We start from the raw sequence: 24,080 nt of genomic DNA, 5'->3' as shown, positions 1-24,080 counted from the left end.
GGGCCCCACCGCGTTCGCCGTATCGCATGCCACGTCCCGGGTGGTTCCACTCATCGGTCGCCCGCGCGGTGGTCCGGCGTCCCGTCCGGGACCCGGCGGCTTCCTCCCGGCGCGCCGCCGGGCGCCACGGGGCGGAGGGGGTCTCACCGCACGCTCCGGGGAACCGACGCGGAAGGAGGGGCGACGGCTTTGCGCCCGATGCCCTGGTAGAGGATCGAGGTGTCCCGAACGGGTCGCATCCGAACGGTGTCGCGCCGACCGGCCAGCCATGCCGGCAGGTCGCGCAGCGCGGGCCGCACCCCCCGGATGCGCAACCGCACGCCGTGCCGGGCGCATTCACGCCCCAGGCGCTCGCGGTTGACGAACAGAGCGGGGTCGTGCACACCCCGGGGCGCCACGCGCGGAACCCGTTCTCCGATGTGAACGGCCACCCAACGCGCGAGCGTCGTGTCGGCGAGGGTGTCCACGACCAGGAGGCCCCCGGGCCGCAGCAGTCGGCACGCCTCCGCGACCGCCCGGGAGAGGTCCGGGACGTGTTCGAGGATCTCCCCGGCCACCACCACGTCGGCGACACCGTCGGCCAGGGGCACCGCCGTCACGTCACCCCGCAGAGGGAGCACGCCGCGCCCACGGGCGACGGCCAGCGATCGGGGGGAGAGGTCCACCCCGATGTGCCGGTACCCGTGGCCCCCGAGGTGCGGGGCCAAGAGGCCTCCCCCGCATCCCAGATCGACCAGTACGGCCCCGGGCCGCGAGGCGGGTGGGACGAGTTCGGCCCGGGCCGCGGCCAGCCAGTGCAGCATCGCGAAGTCCCCGCGCGGGTCCCCCCACCGGTCTGCCAACCGCTCGTACAGGGCCGGATCGTTGGGGATGGGGGCGGGGGCCGGCGCGCGGCGCGGCAGGAGGCCGCGCAGGGCGCCCGGCAGCCCCCGGACACGGGCGCCGGCGCGGGCCGAGGACGACCGCAGGGACGACGGCGGGGCGAACGAGGGTGCGAACGAGGGTGCGAACGACGGCTCCGACACGGTGGGGCCACGACGTTCACTCGGGCTCGTCATACCGACAGGCTGGCACACTCGTTCCCCATGCGGATCGTTTCCCGACGCGTGTCGGCGTGGATCGGTGCCTGCCATCCCCTGCCCGTCGTCGCGGTGACGGCGGTCACCGCCGGCCTGGCCATCGCGGTCGGCCACACCCCCGGCGGGACACTCCTGGTCACGGCGGCGGTGCTGGCCGGACAGCTCTCCGTGGGCTGGCTCAACGACCTGGTGGACGCCGACCGGGACGCCCGGGTCGGTCGGACCGACAAACCGGTGGCCCGGGGGCTGGTGTCCCGACGGGCGGTGACCGTGGCCACGGTGCTCGCCGCCGGGGTGGCCACCGTGCTGTCCCTGGCGGCCGGACTCCTCGCGGCGGCGGCCCACCTGATCGCCCTGGCCTCGGCGTGGGCCTACGACCTGGGGGTGAAGTCGACCCGCTGGTCGGTGGCCCCGTACGCCGTCTCCTTCGGCCTGCTGCCGACCTTCGTCGTGCTCGCCCTGCCCGGCGCGCCGTGGCCGCCGTGGTGGCTGCCGGCCGCCGGGGCGCTGCTGGGGTGCGCGGCGCACTTCCTGAACGTGCTGCCGGACCTGGCCGACGACGCGGCGGTGGGGGTGCGCGGCCTGCCGCACCGGTGGGGTGCGCCGGTCAGCCGGGTGACGGCGGGGGTCCTGGTGCTGGCGGCCTCGGCGCTGCTGGTGGTGGGCCCGGCGGGCCCCGACGGTGTGCCGGGGGGCGCCCGGATCGCGGTGCTGCCGGTGGCGGCGCTGGTGGTGGGGGTGGGACTGGCGCGCGGGCGGCGGCCGGGGTCGCGGGCGGCCTTCAACGCGGTGCTGGTGGTGGCCGTGACCGCCATGGGCCTGTTGCTCACCGCCGGGCCGTCTGCCGTCACCCGGGGCTGACCCGGCGGCCGTGATCCGCCGGCGGCGCGGCCCGGTGACCGGCGGCCCGGCCGGCCGAAAGCCGGCCGATCGGTTGATGTCCGCGCCACGCCGGCACGCCAGGCTGACACCATGCCCAGCATCGAAGCGCGCGGACCGCGCAAGACCTACGGAACCACGGTGGCGGTCGACGACATCGACCTCGACGTGGACGAGGGGGAGATCCTCGGCATCCCGGGCCCCAACGGTTCGGGCAAGACCACCACCGTCGAGTGCGTGGCCCGGCTGCGCGACCCGGACGCCGGGACCCTGCGGGTGGCCGGTCTGACCCCGGGGCGCGACCGGGACCGGCTGAACCGGATCGTCGGCGTCCAGCTCCAACAGGCCGAACTCCAGGCCAAGCTCACGGTGCGCGAGGCCCTGGCCCTGTACGCCTCGTTCCACGACAACCCCGCCAACGGCGTCGCGCTCGCCGAACAGTTGGCGCTGGGTCCGAAACTCGACACCCGCTACGGCAAGCTGTCGGGCGGCCAGCAGCAGCGGCCGGCCATCGCGTTGGCTCTCATCGGACGACCCCGGATCGCGCTGCTCGACGAGCTGAGCACCGGGCTCGACCCGCGCTCCCGGCGGGCGGTGTGGGAGGTGATCGAGGAGGCCCGGGCGGACGGCACCACCGTCCTCCTGGTCACCCACTCCATGGAGGAGGCGCAACACCTGTGTGACCGGCTGGCCCTGTTCGATCGGGGCCGGATCATCGCGCTCGACACCCCGGCGGGGTTGATCGGGCACACCCGGATCCCCACCGTGATGTCCTTCTCCGCCCCCGCCGGTACGGACACCGGGGAGTTGGCCGCGATCGAGGGCGTGGACCGCGTCCGCACGCGGGGGGACGGCCGGCTCGAGCTCAACCTGACCGACGAGGCCGTCATCGAGGTGCTGTCCCTGCTGTCGGCGCGGGGGTGTACGGCCCGGTGGGCTGCGCGTCGTGGACGCGACCCTGGACGACGCCTTCCTGGCCCTGGACGCCGCCGGGGCGGGGGATTGGCCGGCCGTCCGCGACGTGGTCGTGCTCATCGCCTGGGCCCCGGCCGCGGGGGCGGTCGCCACGCGATACGGTGAGCCGGAGCCGCTGCACCGGGACGTCGAGGCCACCGTCCTGCGGGTGGCGCAGGAGGCGCTGACCAACGTGGACAAGCACGCCGGGGCCTCCCGGGTCGGCGTCACCCTCTCCTACATGGGCGAGGTGCTCACCCTGGACGTGCGCGACGACGGAACCGGCTTCGAAGCCTCACCGAACGGTGTACCCGCTCCGAACGGGACGGGCGGCCTCGGCCTGCCCGGCATGAGACAGCGCGCCGCCCGGGTCGCCGGGGAGGTCGTGGTGGAGTCCGGCCCCGGGGCGGGGACCGCCGTCTGCCTGAAGGTTCCGGCGGTGCGCGATGCCTGAGCGGGTGCGGCTGCTGCTGGTCGACGACCACCCGGTGGTTCGCGACGGGCTGCGCGGCATGTGCGAGGCGGTCCACGGGTTCGAGGTGGTCGGGGAGGCGGCGGCCAGCACCCGGGCACTCGCGCTGGCCGCCGGACTCGCCCCCGACGTGGTGCTGATGGACCTGCGGATGCCCGGCATGGGCGGGGTCGAGGCCACCGCCCGACTGCGGGACTCCGGCTCGACGGCCCGGGTGCTGGTGCTCACCACCTACGACACCGACCGGGAGATCACCGCCGCCCTGGACGCCGGCGCCACCGGCTACCTGTTGAAGGACGCCCCGCGCGAGGACCTCTTCGCCGCGATCCGCGCCGCGGCGGAGGGGAGGTCGGTGCTCTCACCGGCGGTCGCCGGCCGCCTCGCCTCCCGGGCCCGGTCCTCCCGCACCGGGGAGTTGACCGCCCGGGAGACGGAGGTGCTGCGGCTGGTCTCGCTGGGGCGGCCCAACCGGGAGGTGGCCCGCGAACTCTTCGTCAGCGAGGCGACCGTCAAGACGCATCTGGTGCACGTCTACGAGAAGTTGGGGGTCAAGGACCGGGCCGCCGCGGTGGCGGTCGCCTACGAGCGCGGCCTGCTCGGCGGGGCGACCGGCGGGCCGCCCCGGGAGCGGTGAGGCCGGGAGCGGTGGCGGGAGCGGGCAGGCCGGGAACCGGGACCGAAGCCCGGGCCGAGGACGGAGGACCGGAGCCGGGACGGTGCCGGCATCGGGAGCCGAACGGTGCCGGCCGGGCCCGATTCCGGAGCCGGGGGACGTGTACGCGCCCGGGCGTCGCCCACCCGCCGGAGCCCGGGGGCGCCCCCGGGCTCCGGCGGGGAGGGGTGGTGCGGCCCCGCCCTCACCCCCACAGGGCGGAGCCGACGGCCAGGCCGAGGGCCACCGCGCCGACCGCCGCGACGACGCTCCCCACCGCGTTGAGCACCGCCGGACCCCGGGCGCCCGTCTCCCACAACCGCAGCGTCTCCCACGAGAAGGTGGAGTAGGTGGTGAGCGCCCCGCACAGCCCCGTACCCAGCGCGAGGGCGAGCGTCTCGCCCGCCGCGTCGGCGAGAACCGCGCCGGTCAGCACCCCGAGGGCGAGGCTTCCCAGCAGGTTGACGGTCAGCGTGCCAAGGGGGAACCTCGAGCCGAACCGGGCTTGTACCCCCGTGTCGATCAGGTACCGCAGACAGGCGCCCAGCGCACCGCCGAGGGCGACCCACCACCACATCACGACGCGCCCCTGCCCTCGGTCCCGCCGGCGGGGTGCGGACGGTTCGACGCACGCCGGGTGAGTACGGCGGCGGCCCACACCGCGAGCAGCGCGCCGACCAGGTTGGCCGCCGCGTAGCCGAGGCCGATCGCCGCGCGGCCGCCGGCGATCAGCCGCTCGATGTCCACGGCGTGCACGGAGAAGGTCGTGAACCCACCGAGCAGGCCGGTGCCGAGGAACGGGCGCAGCAGCGGGTGCGCGGCGCGGTCGGTGACCGTCACCGCCAGGACGCCGAGCAGCGCGCTGCCGAGGATGTTGACGGTGAGCAGGGCGGAGGGGAACGCCTCGTCGGGGGTCGGCCACGAGAGGGAGACGCCGTACCGGGCGAGGGCACCGAGCGCGCCCCCGGCGGCGACGGCCGCGAGCACGAGGGGAAGCCGGGGCCCGGGGCGGGGACTCCGGCGGGTCGCACCCGGCCCCGTGGCGGCGCCCGGGTCGGAGTCCGGGGGTTCGGCCCGACCGGCGGGCACGGCGGTGGGCTCCTCGGGAGGCCCGGGCTCACCCGGCCGACCGGGTTCGATGGATCGCACGGGGTCGTTCCCTGTTCCCTCCCCCGGGCGCCCCGGCGGGTGGGCCGGTTCCCGGACACGGCGACGGTCTGTCGGACTTCCGCGAACAGGGACCGTCGGCCGGCCGGTGGGCGGCGGTTCGGGGCGGCGGGCCCCACCGCCGCGCGGCCCCGGCGACCGTCCCCGGCCGCCCGGCACCACGCCGCCAGGTTACTCCGCGCGGCCGTGGCCGGCGGGGCCCGGCTCACCCGCCCGGGGCCCACCGGCCACGCGGTCATCGGCCGGGCCGGGAACGACGACGGTCCCGCCGTCCCGACCCGGGGCGGAGCCGGAACGGCGGGACCGGGGACCGCGTGGCCGGGGGCCGCGTGGCCGGGGGCCGGGGGCCGGGGGCCGACGGAACGTCCCCGTCAGGCGGGGGGTGTGGGGACGCGGCCGGCGGAGGTGCCGAGGCCGAGCGGGAAGAGCGGAATCCTCGGCAGGGCCGGCTCCGGGCCTGCGTCGGGTTCGTCCGCCTCCCCCCGGGCCGCCGCCCGCTCGTCGGCCGGGGTGTCGTCGCCTGCCCCGTCGGGCGACGGCCGGGAGGCCGGAACGAACGCCGGCGGTGCCGGGAGGGCGAACGCCGGGAGGGCCGGCGGTCCGAACAGGAGCCCCGACTCCCCCGCGCCCTCCGACCCCGGTGGTTCGGCGGCGTCCTCGATCAGCTCCGCCTCCTTGTACCGGCGGCACTCGCGGTGCCAGAGCAGAATGCCGGAGAGCCAGTGCTCCAGGTCGGTGACGTAGGCGTCGAGGATCGCGCGGGCCTCGTCGTCCAGATCGAAGTCGTCGTACAGCACCGGCAGTTCGTTCTCGGCCACGAGTTGGAACTGCTCCAGGCGGGACTCCATCAGGGCATGCGTCATCCCCAGCGCCGTCGGATGGTCGCATCCGAAGAAGTTCTGTGCGACGAGCACCGCGTTGTGCACCTCGCCCTCGTACTCGACCTCCTTCTGGTACGAGAAGACGTCGTTGAGCAGGCAGGCCCAGTCGGCGGCGGAGTTCTCCAGCGAGCGCATCGGCCCGCTGCGGTAGATCGCCTCGGGGATGCGCTGTCCGTGACCGAGGCGGCACAGGCTCATCGTGAAGTCCGACCCGAAGGTCGTGCGGCGCATCTCGATGTAGTCCACCGGGTCGGGCACCCGGTGGGCCGCCTGGTTGTCCAGCTCCCACAGCCAGCTGTCGACCATGTCGCGGAAGGTCGCGCGGAACGCCCGGCGCGCATCGATCGTCATCGGCCCGGCGGTGCGCCGCCACAGGTCGGCGAGGCCGCGCTCCAGGGCGTTGGTGGGCGCGGGCGTCGCCGAGGGGTCCTCGATGGGGGTGAACAGCTTCAGCCGGTCCGTGCACGCCCGCGCACCGGCCAGGTCGCGGGTCCGGCCGAAGACGACGGGGTAGTAGTCGTCGCCGTACGTCCCCCAGGTCAGCCAGGCCGAGGTGATGTCGAGCTGCTCGGGCGCGGCGTCGGGATGGATGCCGGCGGCGCACAGCGGGAAGTCGTAGCCGGCGAGCTTGGCGCGGCTCCAGACGTTCGAGCCGGGGACGCCGGGTTGGGCGCGCAGCATCCCCATCCGCTCGCCCCACTCCACGACCTCGCGGCGGGCCGCCGGAAGGTGCGGGCTGAGCCGGACGGTGAACGGCATCCGGAGATCCGGGATCACCGAGGGGCCCACGGGGTGCGGCACGTGTCCGTGCCGGCGCAGTCCGCGCGTCCCGGCGACGGCGCTGCCGAGCACGGTGCGCAGGGTACCGGCGAGGTCGGCGGCGGAGGTGCCGAGCCCGGCGGGTCGCAACCAGGGTTCGGCGACGGCGCCGCCCGGACCGGCGGCCCCGGCGCCCCGGGTCGCGGCGGCGGCCCCGCCGTTGTTCATGTACCGGCTGGAGCGCAGGTGCCATTCGTGGCCGCCGGCCTGCCAGTCCTGCAGGCCCTTGGCATAGGCGAGGACGGCGGCGCACTGCGCGGGGTCCAGCCCGTGCCCGACGAAGAGCGGGGCCAGCTCGGTCAGCGCGGTGTGTTCGAACTGCTGCACCCGGGAGGTCAGCAGGTCGTTGACGGCCTCGGCGGCCTCCTTCGTGGAGCACTTCAGGAAGGTCTCCATGACCAACACGCCGTTGCTCAACTCGCCCTCGTCGCGCACCTCCCGCTCGTAGGAGAAGAGATCGTTGCGCAGGTGGACGGCGTCGGAGAAGGCGTCGCGCAGCACGCGCAGCGGGCGGGTGTCGGCGACCGCCTCGGGGACCTCCGCCCCGGCGGCGAACTCCACCAGCCCCGCCGACCAGGGCGCGCCGCCGACCTTGCGGCGCATCTCGATGTACTCCAGCGGGTTGGAGATCCGGCCGGCGTCGATGTTGGCCAGTTCCCACAGCGACTCGTTGAGCAGGTTCTCGGTGCTCTCGACGAACCGGCGGCGCCAGGCCGGGGACATGGCGGGGACGGTGCGGGCCCACAGGTCGGCCAGGCCGGCCTCGACGGGGTTGGTGGGCTCGGGGAAGCCGTCGGCCGGGTCGAGCGGCATGAAGCGCGGCAGCCGCTCCAGGTACGCCTTGCCGGCGGAGCGGTCACGGGTGCGCTTGAAGGTCTCCAGGAAGTGGTCGTCGAAGAAGAACACCCACACGTACCAGTCGGTGACCAGCGACAACACCTCGGCCGAGCAGTCGGGGTGGGTGTAGGCGCAGAGCAGGGCGTAGTCGTGGGCCTCCAGGTCGGCGGTGTCCCAGATGCCGGAGCCCTCCACCATTCCCATCTCCCGGGCCCACTCGCGGGTGTGCTGGCGGGCCTCCTCCAGGTGGGGGTTGAGGCGGGCGGGGTAGGAGAGGTAGAAGTCCGGCAGCTCGAAGGGCTGTTCGCTTCCGGAGGTGTCCCGGGCGGTCCCGTCCGGGAGGGCGGACCCGGCGGCGGGCGTCCCGGCGGCGGGTCCCCGGAGCGCGGCGCGCGGGGGGTCGGATGGTGCTTCCGGGATGCGCCCCGGGTGCGGACGGTCCGCTTCGGCGTCCGGGCGGGGGGCGGGCGGCAGGTGCGTCACCGGTGGGCGGCCTTTCTGGTGCGGCGTTCCGGGGTCGTCGACGGGCCGGAACGGTGGGGCCGGGTGAGGGGCGGCACGGGGTCGATCCCGTGTCGCCCCTCACCCGGACAGCCCAGCACTACCCGGCACCGCGAACCACCATCCGGCACCCAAAAAGGTCATATGAACGCCACCCATTTCGGCCCGGTGCCGCACCCGTCCCGGGCCCGCCCGGCGTTCGCCCCGACGTGCTCAACCATCCGGGTGCCGCGATGGGTCGGGCCGGCGGATGACACCGTCCGTGACGAGGAACCCCCGCGCCGCGTCACATCGCGACCGCCCCGCCCCGCCCCGGCGCACGGTCGAGCCGCGCCGGGATCGGCACGCGCCGGGGACCACGCGGGGCGGGGACACCGGGATGTGCGTCACAGGCATGTCACAACGGTGGTTGTCCCGTGGCCGGGAGTGATCGGATGGGAGAGGCTCCGACGAGCCGACCGCGGGGGGACACCGTGCGACAGACCACCATGGCCGTGTTGGGGACCGCCGCGTCCGGGGTGGTCCTGCTACTCGGCGCCGCCTCCTGCTCCTCGGGGGACGGGAACGCCGTCTCCCCGCCCCGCCTGCCCGACGGGGACATCGAGGCGTGGGCGACCATGATGAGCGCGATCCACGGCATCGAGTGGGAGCGCGAGGGTGAGCCGGCCGGGGACGACGGCTCGGAGCACCTGGTGCGGGAGGGCTCGGCCACGGTGGGATACGACCCTGCCGACCACGTACCGGAAGGGGGCGCCGCCGGGGAGGAAGCCTCCTAGGCGAAGTACCGGGTCCTCGCCCGGACCGACGCGGAGGGTTGGCCGTCGAGGTTCCGCTGTCAGGCGCTGGACCTGCCCGCCTACCCGGTTCCCCTGCCCAATGCCTTCCTCGGCGACTGCGCGACCGCCGCCGGGATGGAGGGGGCGCTGCCCGAGGACGTGGGCAGATGGCTGTCCCCCGACGGGAACCGGAAGGGCTCCGACGAGAGGGAGACCGTCATCCGCGGAGCCCGACTGGAGTTGCGGGACCGGGTGACCGGGGTCTCCGTCTCGGTGCGTCCGGTGGAATAGCGCGTCGCCCGGAGCCGTTGGGGGAAGGACGAAAAGGTCCCCGGCGGACGACGGAGAGGAGAGCGGCGCGTGGACGGGAACGGCGGCACCGTGGACCCGGCGGAGGAGTACCGTCTGGCCAAGCTCTTCTTCGAGATCCGCGACTACGGCGAGGCGGCCCGTCGGCAGAGCCTGGTGGTCGAGGCGGAGCCCGACAACCTGGCGGCCCGGCTGTTGCTGGCCCGCGCCTACTACCACTCCGCCCGGCTGGGTCGGGCGGAGACGGAGCTGCGCTTCATCGTGGAACGGGACCCGACGGACGCCTACGCGCACCTGATGCTGGGGCGCGCCCTGGAACGGCAGAACCGACCCGACGAGGCCCGCCGCCACCTGCGGCTGTCGGCCGCGCTGCGGGGCGAGCCGATCGACGCTCCGGGACACCGGTTGACGAGCGGTCCGACCCGGGTGGACGGCGCCCCGGACCACGGGGACGACGCGGCCTGAGGAGCCGGGGTCCGCGGCCCGGGGGTTCGGCCGGCCCCGACCCCGGGTCGGGAGCACATCGACACGTGAGCGGATGACCGGAAGAAACGACGATTCCATCCGCGCCCGTCGGGCGGTCACCCGTCCGGCGGGCGTGCGCTCCTCCGGACGGGTGGGGCGGCCGGCCCGGGCAGGTGACCGGGCCGCCCCGCCACCCGTGGCACCCGACCCCCGCGACGGACCGTGACGGTACCGGCGGTCCCGCACCGGGGTCGCCGACCCGTCCCCTCGAGGAAGAGGCAGGTCGTGTTCAAGAACGTCAAGACCACCGTCGCGGTGGCCGCCGGGGCGCTGGCCCTGGGTCTGCTGGGTGCCTCCCCCGCCCTCGCCGGCGAGCAGCGCGCCGCCGTTCCCGCCGACTCGGTCGCGCACGCCAAGCAGGCGACCGGCACCGTGGTCGCACGCACCGGCGTGAACGTCCGCTCCGAGCCCAACACCCGCTCCCGGGTCCTGGACACCTACCCCTACGGCGCCACCATCGCCCTGCGCTGCAAGGTCTACGGCGAGAACGTGGACGGCAACCACATCTGGTACAAGGTCGAGGGCCGCACCGGCTGGGTCACCGCCCGCTACGTGCGCAACAACAACCCCGTCCCGTGGTGCTGACGTCCCGTCTGCCCCGCTGAGCGCACCCGGCCGAGCGCGACCGCCCCGACGACCGGTCCGACGACCGGCGCCGGGGCGGACGCGCGACGCGCCCCGTCCGCGCCCCCGGCGCGCCCCCGGCGCGCGTCCGCCTCGTGCGCCCCCGTGCGCCCCCGTGCGACACGAGAGCCGGGGGGGGTGACGATGGGGGGATGCTGCTCGCCGATCTCGCCCGCACCTCCCGGGAGGTCGCCGCCACCTCCTCCCGCACGGAGAAGACCGCCGCGCTCGCCCGGCTGTTCCGGGCCGCCGAACCGGCGGACGCGCCCCTCGTGATCACCCACCTCGCCGGCCGACTGCCCCAGCGCCGCACCGGCCCGGGGTGGCGCTCGCTCACCGAACGCCCCGAACCCGCCGACGCGCCCCGACTCACCGTCCGCGAGGTGGACACCGCGCTGACCGCCATCGCCGGCGTCTCCGGCAAGGGCGCGACCGCCGAGCGCCATCGCCACTGGACCGCCCTGCTGGAGCAGGCCACCGACGCCGAACAGGACTTCCTGGTACGTCTGGTCGGCGGTGAACTGCGGCAGGGCGCCCTGGACGCGCTCGCCGTCGAGGGTCTGGCCGCCGCCACCGACACCGACCCCGCCGAGCTGCGCCGCGCCGTCATGCTCGGCGGTTCGCTCGGCACCGTGGCCTCCGCCGTACTGGCCGGCGGCGCCGGGGCCCTCGCGGAATTCCGGCTGGAGGTCGGCCGACCGATCCAGCCGATGCTCGCGCGGAGCGCCGGCGGCGTGGCCGAGGCGCTGGACCGGCTGGGCCCGTGCGCGGTGGAGGAGAAGCTGGACGGCATCCGGATCCAACTCCACCGCGACGGCGGGCGGGTCCGGCTCTGGACCCGGACGCTGGAGGAGATCACCGACCGGCTGCCGGAGGTGGTGGCCGCCGGACACGACCTGGCGGTGGAGCGGGCCGTGCTGGACGGCGAGGTCATCGCACCCGGCCCGGACGGCCGCCCGCGGCCGTTCCAGGAGGTCTCCGGCCGGGTCGCCACCCGCGCGGCGGGCGCGGAGAACACCCTGCCGGTACGGGCGGTCTTCTTCGACCTGCTGAGCGTGGACGACCGCGAACTGCTGGACCGCCCCACCGCCGAGCGACACGCCGAACTGGCCCGGCTGCTGCCCGCCGAACACCGGGTGCGACGCCTGGTGGTCACCGACCCCGCCGACCCCGAACAGCGGAGAGCCGCAGAGGAGTTCACCGAGCAGGTCATCGAGCACGGCCACGAGGGGGTGCTGCTCAAATCCCTGGACGCCGGGTACAGCGCCGGGCGGCGGGGCGCGGCCCGGGTGAAGGTCAAACCGGTGCACACCCTCGATCTGGTGGTGCTGGCCGCCGAGTGGGGCAGCGGGCGGCGCACCGGTTTCCTGTCCAACCTGCACCTGGGCGCCCGCCGCCCGGACGGCGGGTTCGCGATGCTCGGCAAGACCTTCAAGGGCATGACGGACGAGACCCTGGCCTGGCAGACCGAACGCCTGCGGGAACTGGCCTTGCCTCCGGACGAGACCGATCCGGGCAACGACTACACGGTGCCGGTCCGCCCGGAACTGGTGGTGGAGATCGCCTTCGACGGGGTGCAGCGCTCCTCCCGGTACCCGGAGGGGGTGACGCTGCGCTTCGCGCGGCTGATCCGCTACCGGGAGGACAAACGGCCGGCGGACGCCGACACGGTGGCCGACGTGCTCGCCCTGCTGCGCTGAGGGGCGGTGGGAGTGGAGGGCTCCCGACGGGGGGTCCCCCGCGGACCCCGACCCCCGGCCCCCGGCCCGTCCGGGAGCGGCGCGGCTCGACGCGGCGACGGCTCGGACACGACCGAGACGTCGTGCCGGTACGACGCGAACCGTCACGGGTCCCGCGCACCCCGCGCCTGCCCATGCCCCCACCCCGCCGGGGCCGTGCCGTGCCGATGGCGTGCGGGTCCCGCGTGGGAGCGCCCGTCCCTTCCCGCCCGTATCCCCCCGGATCCCGGCCGAAGACCGATTGTCGGTGGCGGGGTCCACACTGGGGACATGTGCCGCAGCATCAAAACCCTTCGCGCTCCCGCGATGCCCGTTGTGACGGACGAGGACATCCACGCGGCGGCGCTCCAGTACGTCCGGAAGGTCTCCGGGTTCAGGGCGCCCGCCGCCCACAACCGCGCGGTCTTCGACGAGGCGGTGGCCGCGGTGGAGGCGGCGACCGGACGGCTGTTGGAAGGGCTGGAGATACGCGGCTCCGGCCGCCCGTCGGGGCCGGGCGCCTCCTGAGCGTCCGGCCCCGATGGTCCGCCCGGGGCGGGGGTCGTTGTCAGGTGGCTGTCATCCCGCTGCCGGGACAGGCCCCCCGGTCGTCGCTGTTGACCGGCTGGTGATGGGGCACCGTCTCACCCGGTTCCGCACCCACATATGCCCCGCACTCGGGGCAATACCCCCGGCACACGGCCGGGTCGAGCCTTCCGAAAGACGCCACGGTCATACCTCCGGGGGAAGGTCGTAGGGGCGGCCCGGCGTACGCTCGCCGGCTCGCATGACATGGACAAAGGGTGCGAAGATCCGTGCCCCGCTGTGGAAGACCACTCCGACGCCAGTGGTTGTGGAGGGTTGCTCGCGACCCCGGTAGGAGTAGGTCCGCTCGATCTCCGGACTTCCGGAATTGTTGAGCACGGCCGCGAGATACCGCTCGATGTCAACAAGGGCGATGCCTCGTCCGGTCCCGAGCTCCGGAACAGGAACCTCGGCGGGCGGATCCTTCTCCACGGGCTTTTCCGGCTCGTCGTAACGATCACCTTCGGCGGCTTGGGCAGTGATCGCGTGCCGAAGGCGGGCACCGTTCGCCAGGGTGATCTCGACGCCGAAGGGGCGATTGGTTCCCTCGGACCAACTTTCGGCCGCTGTGATCCCGGGTGCCCGGCCGTAGATCTCCAACGCGAAGTCCCGGAACCGCTCGGGTCTCATGTCCTGTTTCCTTTCGACGGGGCATCCGCAGTCTAGAAGCCGATGAAGACCGGCCGGGACCCGCTTCCAGCCTGTTTCGGATGACCCTCCGCGTCGATGACCTCCGGGAGACACGCTCGTGCGCCGAGCCGGACGGCCTCGAAGTCAGTCCAGAACGGCCACGGCCTCGACCTCGACCAGGTGCTCGGGCACGTCCAGGGCCGCGACCCCGAGCAGGGTGGCGGGCGGTGTCGCGGTGGGTCCCAGCTTCTCGGAGGCCCGGGAGATCCCCTCCAGGAGCGCGGGCATCCTGTCGGGGGTCCAGTCGACGACGTGCACGTTCAGCTTCGCCACGTCCGCGAAGGAACCGCCGACCTCGGCGAGCGCGGTCGCGACGTTGAGGTAGCACCGCTCCACCTGGGCGGCGAGATCCCCTTCCCCGACCGTGACGCCTTCCGCGTCCCACCCGACCTGCCCGGCGACGAAGACCAGCCTCGAACCGGTGGCGATCGACACCTGGTGGTACACGTCGATCTTCGGCAACCCCTCGGGGTTGACCAGCGTGACGGCCATGCCGCCCACCTCCTCGTTCCGGGGCCGGGTCGGTTGTCGCACGACTCGGCCCCACTCGCTCTCTTGTGGTTACCGGGGAACCGTAGGAGAGTGAGCGTTGACGTGGAAGAACGCACTTTTCGGTAACCAGGGAACCTCATGGTGAGCAAGCAGGTCACGGGCTCGGCCGGCGAACAGGCGGATCTGCGACGCGCGGACTCCCTGGCGCGGGAGATCTTCTCCGACATCGCCAACAAGTGGGCGCTGCTGATCATCGAGGCCCTCGGGGAGGACACCCTGCGCTTCGGTGAGCTGCGCCGGGAGGTGGAGGGCATCAGTCACAAGATGCTCGCCCAGAACCTGCGCATGTTGGAGCGCAACGGTCTGGTCGAGCGGTGCGTGCACCCCACCGTCCCGCCGCGCGTCGAGTACACCCTCACCGAACCGGGCCGGGCCCTGCGGGCCACGGTCGACGGCATGTGCGACTGGACCCACCGTCACCTCGCCCACATCGAGGCCTCCCGCACCCGCTTCGAGCCCTGAGGGGCCGGACGACCGTGCCGGGCGGGAAGGTCATCCCATCGTGGGCCCCGGCGATGAGGACGAGCGGGAAGCGAAATCGAACCCCCCATGTTCTTCCAGCACCCGAATAAATTTCCACACGGACGTGGAAGGGTTTTTTCGCTGCACCTTTTCGTGCGCGCCATACCTCTTCTCGAGCTCCATGGACCGGATCGATGCCACCTCGATAAACCCTTCGAAGTCTTCGAAGGCGAAGCTCTTTCCAGAGTAGGAGGGAAGCTCTCTCGTGGCACATTCGATCATGTCGCTCGTTGTCATGTAGCGGTTGCACGAGGTCACGTGCAGAAGCAACCACAACTCGAAGCAGGGATTGGACACCGCGCAATTGATATTGTTTTTTGCGGCGAGAGAAAGTGCCGCATCCAGACTTCCGTGCGGTGGCGTCTCAACATCGAACAGACACCACACATCGTCGTACGCGTCGCCGGAGCGAACTTCTTTCATCCGGGCGATGGCGCCACGCACCAGTTTCAACGGCTCACCATTGGCGCTTCCCTGCTCGATGTACACCGGGTGCCTGCGCAGTATTTTCCTGAGTCCGTTGACATAGAGACGTTCCGTGACATCCCCCTCGAAACAAACGAGAACTCTTCTACTCGCGGATTTCCCCGCTGGTTTCCGCCGCAGTGACCTGCCGTGTCGGCTCACGCCCCCGCCGCCCTCACCTCTGATGCCACGATTTCGAGAAGTTCTTCATCGAAGAACGGAAGCCCGCCGTACCTGCCACCGAGATATCGTTTCTCCATGTTCTCGACGGAACGCACCTTGTAGTCCATCAACGGGTACAACGAGGTGGCGCCGTCGACCTTCTCGCTGAACCACACCTGGTCACGACGGAGGGTCGCCACGGCCTCGGGGCCGAGCAGACCGGCATCGTGCGTGTTGAACAGCAGCTGCGCGCCGTTCGGATTCGTGCGGGGGTCCTGGAACAGTCTGATGAACTGTGCCGACAGATGATGATGCAGTCGCGCGTCCAATTCGTCGATCACCAGAACACATCCACCCATGAGGGTGGAAACAATCGGTCCGACGATACCCAACCATGTTCGCGTTCCACTGGATTCCAGTTCCAGCGGCAATTTGAACTCGCGACCACCGACCACATGGGACAGTTCGACCTCCATTCCGGCGGAGATCCCGTCCGGTGACACGCCATCCGCGTCGGAGTCCAAGTGCCGAATCAACTCCGCGATCCTGGCAGCTTGCTCCGGCAAGAGTTTGACATCGGAGAACGAGACGTTTTCCACTCCCAGATCCGCGTACTTCAACAGAGCCAGAACCGCCTTCGACTCACGTGCCTCCAGGTAATGCCGGGTTTCCCGCAGACGCCCTTCAAAATTATGCTCCCAAGCGATTCGCAGATCATCGGCGAACCAGTCGAAAACCGGAAGCAACTGTTCGTGGTTGTTCGCCGCGGCGGCAGAGAGAAACAAGCTGTTCGGTCGGAGCATTCGTTCCAGCTGGACCTTCTGACCGTGAAGGGTCGGGCCGAAGACGATGGGGGAACCCGCCCGACGCTCGTAAACCTTCCGTGGACGCCCCTCTGGATAGGAGTACAGCCACTCCTCGAGAAACTCCTTGGAGTCACACACGAAACCGAAGTCGTAACGAATGCCACCCGCCACGAATTCGACGGCGAATCGACTTGGTTGCTTCACCGTTTCGGGGTCCAACAGAAACGGGCGCCTGGCGATCTCGGCCCGGGGGCGCCAACGCTGATGAGAGTTGAGGACCGCTCCCCTGACGAAGGCGAGCGCGTGGCTGAGGTTGCTCTTGCCGGCGGCGTTCGGGCCGAAGACGCCGGCCACCGGCAGAGCCCACTGCCGCGAACGGGGAACCGCTCGGACCGCCAGATCCTCGTGACGCTTCTCGGCGATGAGCGTCAGTTCCGCTTCATCCCTGAACGAGGCGAAGTTGGCGACCGTGAAGCGCAACAGCATGACGCCTCCTGATGTGGGGATACCGGGCCTCTCAGCGCTCCTCAGGTCAAAACTTGCCCTGAGAGTCCCCCAAACACAAGCGCAGGACGTGATTGTCACTCGATCGAGAACCCAGGAGCGACAGTTGGCGACCCGGGTGTCCCCCCGTCGGGAGACAGCCCATCCACCACGTCCCACACTCGACGTCATCAGTCGTCCCCGGGGTCCCCGTCCGAGTCCCGGCGGACGGACAGTTCGCCGCTCGCGGTGAGCCACACCCGCTCACCGGTGTCCGGAAAGTCGGTCTTCCGCGACGCCTCCACCTCCAAGGCGACCCGGGACGCCTGGAATCACCCCCGGAGGCCCGAACCGTCGCCGGGGCACGCGTCGGCCCCCGTCCCCGGCGTTCACCGGGCGGGGACGGGGGCCGGTTCGCGTCCCGTGGTCAGCGTCGGCCGCCGGTGGGCGGGTCCATCTCGTCGGGGTTGTCGTCGATGATGTGCATCGCCGCCTCCTCGGCCCCGGCGGCGCCGCCGTCGATACCGACGTCCACGCCCGCCACCGCCTCGCCGGTGATCGGCTCGGTCAGTCGACCGGCGCGGTCGTCACCGACCTCGTCCTCGTCGATCGGCTCGCCCTCCATGCCCGGCTGGTCGCCGATGCCGTCGCCGAGCGGGATCTGCTCACCGACATCCGGCTCCTCCTCGCGAAGCCGCTCGTCCAGGGTCTCCCCCTCGCGCTGCTCGCGGGCGGTGGTGCCGTGCTTGGTGACGCCCAGCGGCTTCTCCGGCGGCGAGTACCCCTCGTCGAGCATCTCGTCCATGCCCCGGCCGTCCCGGCCACCCAGTTCGTTCTGCAGGTCGAGGTCGTCGGGGTTGTCCCCGGTGTCGGAGCCCGTCGGCTGGTAGACCTCGTCGCCCATTCCCTCCGCGGCGTCCGCGGCGTCTGCGGCCATGGGGGTCCTCCCTGTGCTCGTGCGGACTGCGTACCGGTGGGTCGGGTGCCCGGGGGTACGGCCGGGAAACCCGGGGCAGCGCCGTCCGGGGACCCCGACGTCCCCGGTCGGGCCGGATCGTCGGGGAGCCGGCCGGGGCCGGCCGGGGGGTCGAGCCGCAGTGACCCGGCAGTCCGGTGACCCGGCGGTCCGGTGACGCGGCCGTCCGGTGACCCGGCGGAAGGCGCGCCGGGAAGGGCCGATGGGCGCGGACTCCCCCGGAAACCCGGCGCTCCGATCCGGCCATCCGACCCCCGTGGAGGGGTCGTGTCGCGAGGGCCCCGACCGGCGGACGCCCCTAGGGTGATGGGATGACGGACATATCGGAAGCCCGCCGCCATGATGTCGTCCTCCTCGGTGCCACCGGCTTCACCGGCGGCCTGACCGCCGAGTACCTGGCCCGGCACGCCCCCGCCGACCTGCGCTGGGCCCTCGCGGGCCGGAACCGGGAGAAGCTGGAGACCGTCCGCGAGCGACTGACCGGCATCGACGCCCGCCTGGCCGACCTGCCGCTGCTCACCGCCGACACCGGCGATCCCGTCTCGCTGCGGACCCTGGCCCGGTCCACCCGGGTCCTGGTGACCACCGTGGGCCCCTATCTGCGGTACGGGGACGGGCCGGTCGCCGCCTGCGCCGAGGCCGGCACGGACTACCTGGACCTGACCGGTGAGCCGGAGTTCGTGGACCGCTCCTTCCTGCGCCATCACGAGCGGGCGATGAGCACCGGCGCCCGCCTGGTGCACTGCTGCGGCTTCGACTCCATCCCGCACGACCTGGGCGTGCTGTTCACCGTCAACCGTCTGCCGACGGGGGTGCCGCTGCGGGTGCGGGGGTACCTCGCCGTGTCCTTCGCCCCGTCGGCGGGCACCGTCCACTCGGCGGTGGGGATGCTGGGCCGGCGCGCCACGGCGGCGGCCGGGGCGGCGGAGCGGCGCAGGGTCGAGGAGCACCGGCCGGCCGGGGAGGGACCGGCCGACCGGCGGGTGCGCGGGGAACGCCCCCGACCGCGCCGGTTGCGGCGCGGCGGCCCGGAGGCGGCCGACGGCTGGGCGCTGCCGATGCCGACGGTCGACCCGCAGGTCGTGCTGCGCTCGGCCCGCGCCCTGGAGCGGTACGGGCCGGACTTCTCCTATGCCCACCACCTGGCCGTGAAGCGCCTGCCGAAGGCCGTGGGGCTGGCCGGCGCGGCGGCGGGCCTGGCGGCGCTCTCCGGTCCCCGGATCACCCGGGAGTGGCTACTCACACGGACCACCCCGGGCGAGGGGCCCTCCCCCGAGCAACGCGCGCGGGGCTGGTTCCGGGTCCGGTTCGTCGGCGAGGGCGGCGGCCGACGGGTGGTCACGGAGGTGGCGGGCCGGGAGCCGGGCTACGACGAGACCTCGAAGATGCTGGCCGAGGCGGCGATGTGCCTGGCCTTGGACGAGGGGCTGCCGAAGTCCTCCGGGCAGGTCACCACGGCGGCGGCGATGGGCGGGGCGCTGATCGACCGCCTGACGGCGGCCGGCATCCGGTTCGCGGTGGTGGAGGAGGGCCCGGCGGACTGATCACGTCACGTCCGCGCACGCCTCGCGCCCGTCGCTCCCGGGCGCCCGTCACGTCCGTCCCGGTCGGCTCATCCGGCCCGGTGGCCCCGGGCCCTCATCTCCAGTCGGGCCCGTCGCCGGGCGTCCCGCAGCCGCTCGGTGTCGGCGGCCGACCGGCGGGTGTTTCCACCGTCGTGGCCGATCAGGCGGGCGATACGGGTCAGGTCGCGGCGTGTGCGAGTGGGAGGGGTCATCGGTTCTCCGTTCGATCAAGGGATGTAGCGGAGACTTCCCGGGGTGTGCTTCCCGCAACCGCCCGGGCCGGTGCGGGGGGAGCGGCGACCGGCGACGGCGCGGGCTCCGGGCGGGGCAGGCGCGACCACCCGAGGGCGGGCCAACGGCCGGTATCCGGTTCGCGGTGGTGAAGGGGAACCGGGCGACGGCACCCCGGGGACGGCACCCCGGGGACGGCAACCCGTCGGACGGGACACGAACGCGGGGAACCGGTCGGCTCCCGCCCCCGGTTCCCCGGCCTCACCCCCCGGCACCGACCCCGGGCCCGGGTGCGTCGACCCGGGGGACCTCCCCGCCCCCGGCCACACTCCCGGTCCCGTCCGGGTCGGAAACGGGGCGGGACCCGGCGGCCGGGAGCGGTTCGGTGTGCGCGGGGTCGAGACCGTCCAGGCAGATCCGCAGGTGGCGCCGCCACATGCCGGGACAGGTCCCGGCGGTCATCTGCACGACCTGTCCCAGCGAGGCGAGCAGGAGCGAGAGGTCCTCGGTGGTGACGTCGGGACGCAGGACACCGGCCGCCAGCGCGCGACCGCGCAGGTCGTCGATGACAGGGGTGAGCAGGCCGACGCAGTCGGGCGCCGGACCGGTCCAGGCGGTGCCGCAGTGCTCGACGACGGCCCGGTGTCGGGCCCGGTCCTCCAGGGCGTTCTCGAAGAACTCGCGGAGGGCGCGGCGGGGGTCGCCGGTGGTGCCGGCGGCGCGGCTCGCGGCGCCGGCCCAGCTCGCGAACTGCCCTTCCAGCACGGTGTGGAGGAGGTCGTCCTTGGTGGGGAAGTGGCGGTAGAGGGTGCCCATGCCGACGCCGCTGCGGCGGGCGATCTCGCGGACGTCGACGGCGCCGCCCTGCTCGGCGAGGACGGCGTCGGCGGCCTCGATGATCGCGCGGCGGTTGCGTTCCGCGTCCGCGCGCCGGACGCGTCCGGCGGCCCCGGGGCGGGCGGCGGGCGGATCGACGGGAGGTGGAACGGCGGGGTTCACGGGCCCAGCCTACCGGTTCGCGGAGCGGAACGGAGCACTCGCTCCGCTTGTGTTACGGTCAACCGGAACACTTGCTCCGCATACCGGAAGCGTCGGCCCGCACCCCGGCCGCGCCGCACCGGCCCCTTCGGCCCCGGCCCCCACCGGGACCCTCGACCGACCCGAGGACACCGTCGTGACCACATCCACCCGGACCCCGACCGATCCGGCCGTCGCCCCCCTCTTCCGCCCCTTCTCCCTCGGCACCCTCGATCTGCCCAACCGCGTGGTCATGGCCCCCATGACCCGGCGGTTCTCCCCCGACGGGGTGCCCGGGCCGGATGTCGCCGCGTACTACGCGCGCCGGGCCGCCGGCGGTGTCGGACTGATCGTCACCGAGGGCACCTACGTCGACCATCCGAGCGCGGGCGAGTACGCGAACGTGCCGCGCTTCCACGGCGAGGAGGCGCTCCTGGGATGGAAGGGCGTCGTGGAGGCGGTGCACGCCGCCGGCGGCCGGATCATGCCCCAGCTGTGGCACGTCGGCCCGGTCCGCAAGCCGGGCGCGCCGCCCTTCCCCGACGCCCCCGTGTTCACCCCCTCCGGCCTGGGCCCCGACGGCACCCCGATCGGCGCGGCCGGTCCGGTGCCCACCGCCCGCGACATCGGGGCCGTGATCACCGCCTTCGCCGAAGGCGCCGCGACGGCACAGCGGTTGGGCTTCGACGGGGTGGAACTGCACGGCGCGCACGGGTACCTCATCGACAGCTTCCTGTGGGAGGGCACCAACCGCCGCACCGACGCCTACGGCGGCGACCCCGTGGCCCGCACCCGGCTGGCCGCCGAGATCATCGCCGCCGTCCGCGAGGCCACCTCGCCCGACTTCCCGGTCGTGCTGCGGATCTCGCAGTGGAAGGGCAGCGACTACACGGCCCGGATCGCGCAATCCCCGGCGGAACTGGAATCCGTCCTCACCCCGCTGGTCGAGGCGGGCGTGGACGCCATCCACGCCTCCACCCGCCGCTACTGGTTGCCCGAGTTCGACGGTTCCCCTCTCAACCTGGCCGGGTGGGTGAAGAAGTTGACCGGACTGCCCGTCATCTCGGTGGGCTCGGTGGGCCTGGACGAGGTGTTCACCGCCTCCTTCACCGGCGGGGAGGCCCACCCCACCGGCCTCGATCAGCTCCTCGAGCGCCTCGGCGGGGACGAGTTCGACCTGATCGCCGTCGGCCGGGCCCTGCTCACCGACCCGGAGTGGACGGAGAAGATCCGCACCGGCCGCGCCGGCGAGGTGGTCACCTTCACCCGGGAGGACTTCGGTCGGCTCACCTGAGTCCTCCCGCCCGGTCTCCCGGGCCGGGCCCCGGCGGGTGAGGGGCCCGGCCACGGCGGGAGCCCTCGCCCGGACCTCGGCACGGCGGAGCCCGCAGCGGCGACCATCCGCACGGCGAAGCACGTGCACGGCCGGACCCGGGGGCGACCGACCCCCCACACCGCCGCACCGGAGCTCCTCGCACCGGGCACCGGGCACCGCCCCGGCTCCGGGACGGCGGTCAGCGGATGTGGCGACCGGTGATGGCGCGGGCGATGACCAGCCGCTGGATCTCGCTCGTCCCCTCGAAGATCGTATAAATCTTGGCGTCCCGGTACATCCGCTCCACCGGGTGCTCACGGCTGTAGCCGGCGCCGCCGAGGACCTGGATCGCCTTCTCGGTCGCGGCGACCGCCAGTTCACCGGCGCGCAGCTTGGACATCGAGCCCTGGGCGGCGTCGAAGGGCTTGCCGGTGGCACCCATCCAGGCGGCCCGCCAGATCAGCAACCGCACGGCGTCGATCTCGGTGCGCAGGTCGGCCAGGGCGAAGGCGATGGACTGGTTCTCGATGATCGGCCGGCCGAAGGCGATCCGGCCGTCGGCGTATTCCAGGGCGTACTCGTGGGCGGCGCGGGCGATGCCGAGGGCTTGGGCGGCGACGGTGGGGCGACTGAGTTCGAAGGTGGCCATGGCGTCCTGGCGCCGGGAGCCGGCGGCCTTCCCCTCGCCGTTCCTCTCGCCGTTCCCGGCGCCGTTCCCGCCCGTCGCCCCGCCGGAGCGCAGGCGCTCGCGGGCCCGGGCCAGACGGGCGTCCAGCTTCTCCTTCCCGCCGAGCAGACAGGAGCCGGGGACACGGACACCGTCGAGGAAGACGTCGGCGGTGTGCGAGGCGCGCAGCCCGAGCTTCTTGATCCTCGGCCCGCCGGCCAGGCCCGGTGTGCCGGGCGGAACGACGAAGGCGGCCTGCCCCCGGGCGCCGAGGTCCGGGTCCACTGAGGCGACGACGACGTGCACCCGGGCGATGCCGCCGTTGGTGATCCACGCCTTCTGTCCGTCGAGGACCCACTCGTCCCGCGCCTCGTCCCACCGGGCGCGGGTGCGCAGGGCGGAGACGTCGGAGCCGGCCTCCGGTTCGGAGACGCAGAACGCGGCGACGGCCGGGTCCGCGGCGTCCCCGAAGCACTGCGGGATCCACTCGCCGAGCTGGTCGGGGGTGCCGGCGGAGAAGATCCCGGCGACGGCGAGGGAGGTGCCGAAGAGGGACATGCCGATTCCGGCGTCACCCCGGAACAGTTCCTCGTTGACGAGTTGGAGGGAGAGACCGGTGGGGTCGGCGTGCATCGAGGCGAGGGACTCAAAGCCGTAGAGGCCGATGCGGGCGGCCTCCCGGATGACCGGCCAGGGCGTTTCCTCGCGCTCGTCCCACTCTGCGGCGGCCGGGCGGACGACGTCCTCGGCGAAGCCGCGCACCCAGTCGCGCAGGGTGCGCTGGTCGTCGTCGAGGTCGAGACCGAAACCGCTCATGCCGGGGATCCTTCGCGCCGGGGCCGGTGGGGGCGCGGCCCCGGCGCGACGACCGGGTGGACGTGCCGGAACCGGGATCGGCGCCGGGGCCGGCCGGGGCCGCTTGTTCGACCGACCGCGCTTGTTCGACCGACCGGTAGGTTGACCGGCGGATCACACTAAATGCCCTCCGGATAGGGTGCAAGGGTGACGGGGAAACCCGGGTGCCGTCTCCCGCGCGCGGTGCGCGAGGGGCAGATCGTCGACGCGGCGGTCGGGGTGTTCTCCCGAGGCGGCTACCACGCCGCCGCCGTGGACGACATCTGCGAACGCGCCGGCATCAGCAAGCCCATGGTTCTACGTCTATCCGGGTTCCAAGGAAGCGGTGTTCGTCGCCTGCGTCCGACGCGAGTCCGAACGCCTGGTCGCCGCCCTCCGTGAGGCCGCGCACACCGGCGACACCCTCGACCTCGGCGGGGCCGTGGCCGTGGAGGTCACCCGCTCCCGCGCGTCGATCATGACCGAGGTGGCGCGCCTGGTGCGCGACGGCATCGCCCTGGTCGGCGAACCGGGCGCCCCCGCCACCCGACTCGGCGGCGAGGACGCCGAGTTCGTGGCCCACGCCCTGGTCGGTGCCGCCGACTCCCTCACCGACTGGATGGAACGCCACCCGCGCCGCTCCGCCGAGGACACCGCGCTGCGGATGATGAACATGGTGTGGATCGGGATGCGGCAGGTGCTCGGCGGCGAGGTGTGGACCCCGCCCGGACGCCGCTGAGCCATCCGCCCCCGGCCCGGGGCCCCGAGAAGCGGGTCGGACGAGCCACGCACACGGCCGGGGCGGCATCGACCGACGTGACGGGACCGCGTCGGCCCCCGCCGCCGGTCGGACGCCGAAGCGGGGGCCGGCCTTCCCGACTGCGTGCGGACACCGACGGTCTCCCCTCCCGGGCGGGGTCACGCCGCCCGGACCCGCCGGGCCCCCGCCGGAGCGCCGTGTCCGGCGTCGACGGCCTCCCACCGGCCGGCCATCGCCCGCCACGAGAGCCCGGCACC

General features: G+C 73.4%; 27 protein-coding genes. 15 read left to right on the top strand and 12 right to left on the bottom strand.

Features of this window, described 5'->3' with window-relative positions; all coding sequences use genetic code 11:
• Positions 1–143: 143 nt before the first annotated feature.
• A complete protein-coding gene (locus LZF96_RS06620) occupies positions 144–1,058 on the bottom strand; it encodes a methyltransferase domain-containing protein (protein ID WP_233866943.1) in 915 nt (304 codons plus the stop codon).
• Between the two features lie 27 nt (positions 1,059–1,085).
• Here LZF96_RS06620 and LZF96_RS06615 point away from each other — a divergent pair, with 27 nt between their 5' ends.
• From LZF96_RS06615 to LZF96_RS06600, 4 genes are all read left to right on the top strand, one after another.
• Complete coding sequence (locus LZF96_RS06615; RefSeq protein WP_233866941.1) at positions 1,086–1,940, top strand: UbiA family prenyltransferase; 855 nt, start codon at positions 1,086–1,088, stop codon at positions 1,938–1,940.
• Between the two features lie 111 nt (positions 1,941–2,051).
• A complete protein-coding gene (locus LZF96_RS06610; protein WP_308294157.1) occupies positions 2,052–3,038 on the top strand; it encodes an ABC transporter ATP-binding protein in 987 nt (328 codons plus the stop codon).
• Complete coding sequence (locus LZF96_RS06605; RefSeq protein ID WP_374203133.1) at positions 2,980–3,366, top strand: sensor histidine kinase; 387 nt, start codon at positions 2,980–2,982, stop codon at positions 3,364–3,366. The genes LZF96_RS06610 and LZF96_RS06605 overlap by 59 nt, the downstream gene beginning before the upstream one ends.
• Positions 3,359–4,018 carry a response regulator transcription factor gene (locus LZF96_RS06600; protein ID WP_233866939.1) on the top strand — a complete coding sequence of 220 codons (660 nt, stop codon included), beginning with the start codon at positions 3,359–3,361 and terminating at the stop codon, positions 4,016–4,018. The genes LZF96_RS06605 and LZF96_RS06600 overlap by 8 nt, the downstream gene beginning before the upstream one ends.
• A gap of 223 nt (positions 4,019–4,241) precedes the next feature.
• Here the strand turns inward: LZF96_RS06600 and crcB are convergent, their stop codons facing one another.
• From crcB to LZF96_RS06585, 3 genes are all read right to left on the bottom strand, one after another.
• Entirely contained in the window at positions 4,242–4,613 is a 372-nt protein-coding gene (gene crcB / locus LZF96_RS06595) for a fluoride efflux transporter CrcB (protein WP_267940565.1), read from the bottom strand.
• Positions 4,613–5,023 (bottom strand): CrcB family protein, encoded by a 411-nt coding sequence (locus LZF96_RS06590; RefSeq protein WP_233866932.1) that lies wholly within the window; start codon positions 5,021–5,023, stop codon positions 4,613–4,615. Before LZF96_RS06590 ends, crcB begins: the two co-directional genes overlap by 1 nt.
• 551 nt (positions 5,024–5,574) lie before the next feature.
• Positions 5,575–8,031 (bottom strand): germacradienol/geosmin synthase, encoded by a 2,457-nt coding sequence (locus LZF96_RS06585; RefSeq protein WP_374203132.1) that lies wholly within the window; start codon positions 8,029–8,031, stop codon positions 5,575–5,577.
• A gap of 683 nt (positions 8,032–8,714) precedes the next feature.
• Here LZF96_RS06585 and LZF96_RS06580 point away from each other — a divergent pair.
• The 6 genes from LZF96_RS06580 (at position 8,715) to LZF96_RS06555 (ending at position 12,721) form a co-directional block, all read left to right on the top strand.
• Complete coding sequence (locus LZF96_RS06580; protein ID WP_233866929.1) at positions 8,715–9,017, top strand: hypothetical protein; 303 nt, start codon at positions 8,715–8,717, stop codon at positions 9,015–9,017.
• A gap of 135 nt (positions 9,018–9,152) precedes the next feature.
• Positions 9,153–9,308, top strand: coding sequence for a hypothetical protein (locus LZF96_RS06575; protein ID WP_233866926.1), 156 nt, complete (start codon positions 9,153–9,155; stop codon positions 9,306–9,308).
• Positions 9,309–9,377: 69 nt separating this feature from the next.
• Positions 9,378–9,791 (top strand): tetratricopeptide repeat protein, encoded by a 414-nt coding sequence (locus LZF96_RS06570; RefSeq protein WP_308294156.1) that lies wholly within the window; start codon positions 9,378–9,380, stop codon positions 9,789–9,791.
• A 285-nt stretch (positions 9,792–10,076) separates the two neighbouring features.
• The gene (locus LZF96_RS06565) at positions 10,077–10,436 is read left to right on the top strand and encodes an SH3 domain-containing protein (RefSeq protein WP_233866923.1); all 360 of its coding nucleotides are present in this window, start codon (positions 10,077–10,079) and stop codon (positions 10,434–10,436) included.
• A 191-nt stretch (positions 10,437–10,627) separates the two neighbouring features.
• On the top strand, positions 10,628–12,175 hold the full coding sequence (locus tag LZF96_RS06560) for an ATP-dependent DNA ligase (RefSeq protein WP_233866920.1): 1,548 nt from the start codon (positions 10,628–10,630) through the stop codon (positions 12,173–12,175).
• A gap of 309 nt (positions 12,176–12,484) precedes the next feature.
• Complete coding sequence (locus LZF96_RS06555) at positions 12,485–12,721, top strand: DUF2277 domain-containing protein (RefSeq protein WP_233866916.1); 237 nt, start codon at positions 12,485–12,487, stop codon at positions 12,719–12,721.
• A 204-nt stretch (positions 12,722–12,925) separates the two neighbouring features.
• Here LZF96_RS06555 and LZF96_RS06550 read toward each other — a convergent pair whose 3' ends face one another.
• Together LZF96_RS06550 and LZF96_RS06545 are read right to left on the bottom strand one after the other, a co-directional pair.
• Entirely contained in the window at positions 12,926–13,408 is a 483-nt protein-coding gene (locus LZF96_RS06550) for a hypothetical protein (RefSeq protein WP_233866913.1), read from the bottom strand.
• Positions 13,409–13,552: 144 nt separating this feature from the next.
• On the bottom strand, positions 13,553–13,960 hold the full coding sequence (locus LZF96_RS06545) for a RidA family protein (protein ID WP_233866910.1): 408 nt from the start codon (positions 13,958–13,960) through the stop codon (positions 13,553–13,555).
• A 138-nt stretch (positions 13,961–14,098) separates the two neighbouring features.
• Between LZF96_RS06545 and LZF96_RS06540 the strand changes: the two genes are divergently transcribed.
• Positions 14,099–14,482: a helix-turn-helix domain-containing protein gene (locus LZF96_RS06540; RefSeq protein WP_233866906.1), complete on the top strand. Its 384-nt coding sequence runs from the start codon at positions 14,099–14,101 to the stop codon at positions 14,480–14,482.
• A 30-nt stretch (positions 14,483–14,512) separates the two neighbouring features.
• Here LZF96_RS06540 and LZF96_RS06535 read toward each other — a convergent pair whose 3' ends face one another.
• From LZF96_RS06535 to LZF96_RS06525, 3 genes are all read right to left on the bottom strand, one after another.
• A complete protein-coding gene (locus LZF96_RS06535) occupies positions 14,513–15,169 on the bottom strand; it encodes an RloB family protein (protein ID WP_233866903.1) in 657 nt (218 codons plus the stop codon).
• Positions 15,166–16,461, bottom strand: a complete 1,296-nt coding sequence (locus LZF96_RS06530) for an ATP/GTP-binding protein (protein WP_233866900.1) — start codon at positions 16,459–16,461, stop codon at positions 15,166–15,168. The genes LZF96_RS06535 and LZF96_RS06530 overlap by 4 nt, the downstream gene beginning before the upstream one ends.
• Before the next feature lie 424 nt (positions 16,462–16,885).
• Entirely contained in the window at positions 16,886–17,395 is a 510-nt protein-coding gene (locus LZF96_RS06525) for a DUF5709 domain-containing protein (RefSeq protein WP_233866897.1), read from the bottom strand.
• A gap of 350 nt (positions 17,396–17,745) precedes the next feature.
• On the opposite strand from LZF96_RS06525, the gene LZF96_RS06520 reads away from it, so the two are divergent.
• Entirely contained in the window at positions 17,746–18,978 is a 1,233-nt protein-coding gene (locus LZF96_RS06520; protein WP_233866894.1) for a trans-acting enoyl reductase family protein, read from the top strand.
• A gap of 68 nt (positions 18,979–19,046) precedes the next feature.
• Here the strand turns inward: LZF96_RS06520 and LZF96_RS06515 are convergent, their stop codons facing one another.
• Together LZF96_RS06515 and LZF96_RS06510 are read right to left on the bottom strand one after the other, a co-directional pair.
• Positions 19,047–19,211, bottom strand: a complete 165-nt coding sequence (locus LZF96_RS06515; RefSeq protein WP_233866891.1) for a hypothetical protein — start codon at positions 19,209–19,211, stop codon at positions 19,047–19,049.
• Positions 19,212–19,491: 280 nt separating this feature from the next.
• Positions 19,492–20,229, bottom strand: coding sequence for a TetR/AcrR family transcriptional regulator (locus tag LZF96_RS06510; RefSeq protein WP_233866888.1), 738 nt, complete (start codon positions 20,227–20,229; stop codon positions 19,492–19,494).
• Positions 20,230–20,404: 175 nt separating this feature from the next.
• Here LZF96_RS06510 and LZF96_RS06505 point away from each other — a divergent pair, with 175 nt between their 5' ends.
• Entirely contained in the window at positions 20,405–21,541 is a 1,137-nt protein-coding gene (locus LZF96_RS06505; RefSeq protein ID WP_233866886.1) for an NADH:flavin oxidoreductase, read from the top strand.
• Positions 21,542–21,761: 220 nt separating this feature from the next.
• Here LZF96_RS06505 and LZF96_RS06500 read toward each other — a convergent pair whose 3' ends face one another.
• Positions 21,762–23,045, bottom strand: a complete 1,284-nt coding sequence (locus LZF96_RS06500) for an acyl-CoA dehydrogenase family protein (RefSeq protein WP_233866884.1) — start codon at positions 23,043–23,045, stop codon at positions 21,762–21,764.
• 186 nt (positions 23,046–23,231) lie between these two features.
• Between LZF96_RS06500 and LZF96_RS27295 the strand changes: the two genes are divergently transcribed.
• Positions 23,232–23,465 carry a helix-turn-helix domain-containing protein gene (locus tag LZF96_RS27295; protein ID WP_374203124.1) on the top strand — a complete coding sequence of 78 codons (234 nt, stop codon included), beginning with the start codon at positions 23,232–23,234 and terminating at the stop codon, positions 23,463–23,465.
• On the top strand, positions 23,410–23,802 hold the full coding sequence (locus LZF96_RS06495; protein ID WP_233866882.1) for a hypothetical protein: 393 nt from the start codon (positions 23,410–23,412) through the stop codon (positions 23,800–23,802). Before LZF96_RS27295 ends, LZF96_RS06495 begins: the two co-directional genes overlap by 56 nt.
• The last annotated feature ends 278 nt before the right edge of the window (positions 23,803–24,080 follow it).

The sequence above is a fragment of the Streptomyces sp. ST2-7A genome, from assembly GCF_021390475.1.
GTDB lineage: Bacteria > Actinomycetota > Actinomycetes > Streptomycetales > Streptomycetaceae > Streptomyces.
Note: the sequence above shows the minus strand (reverse complement) of the source record. Positions and strands in the feature narration are given on the sequence as shown.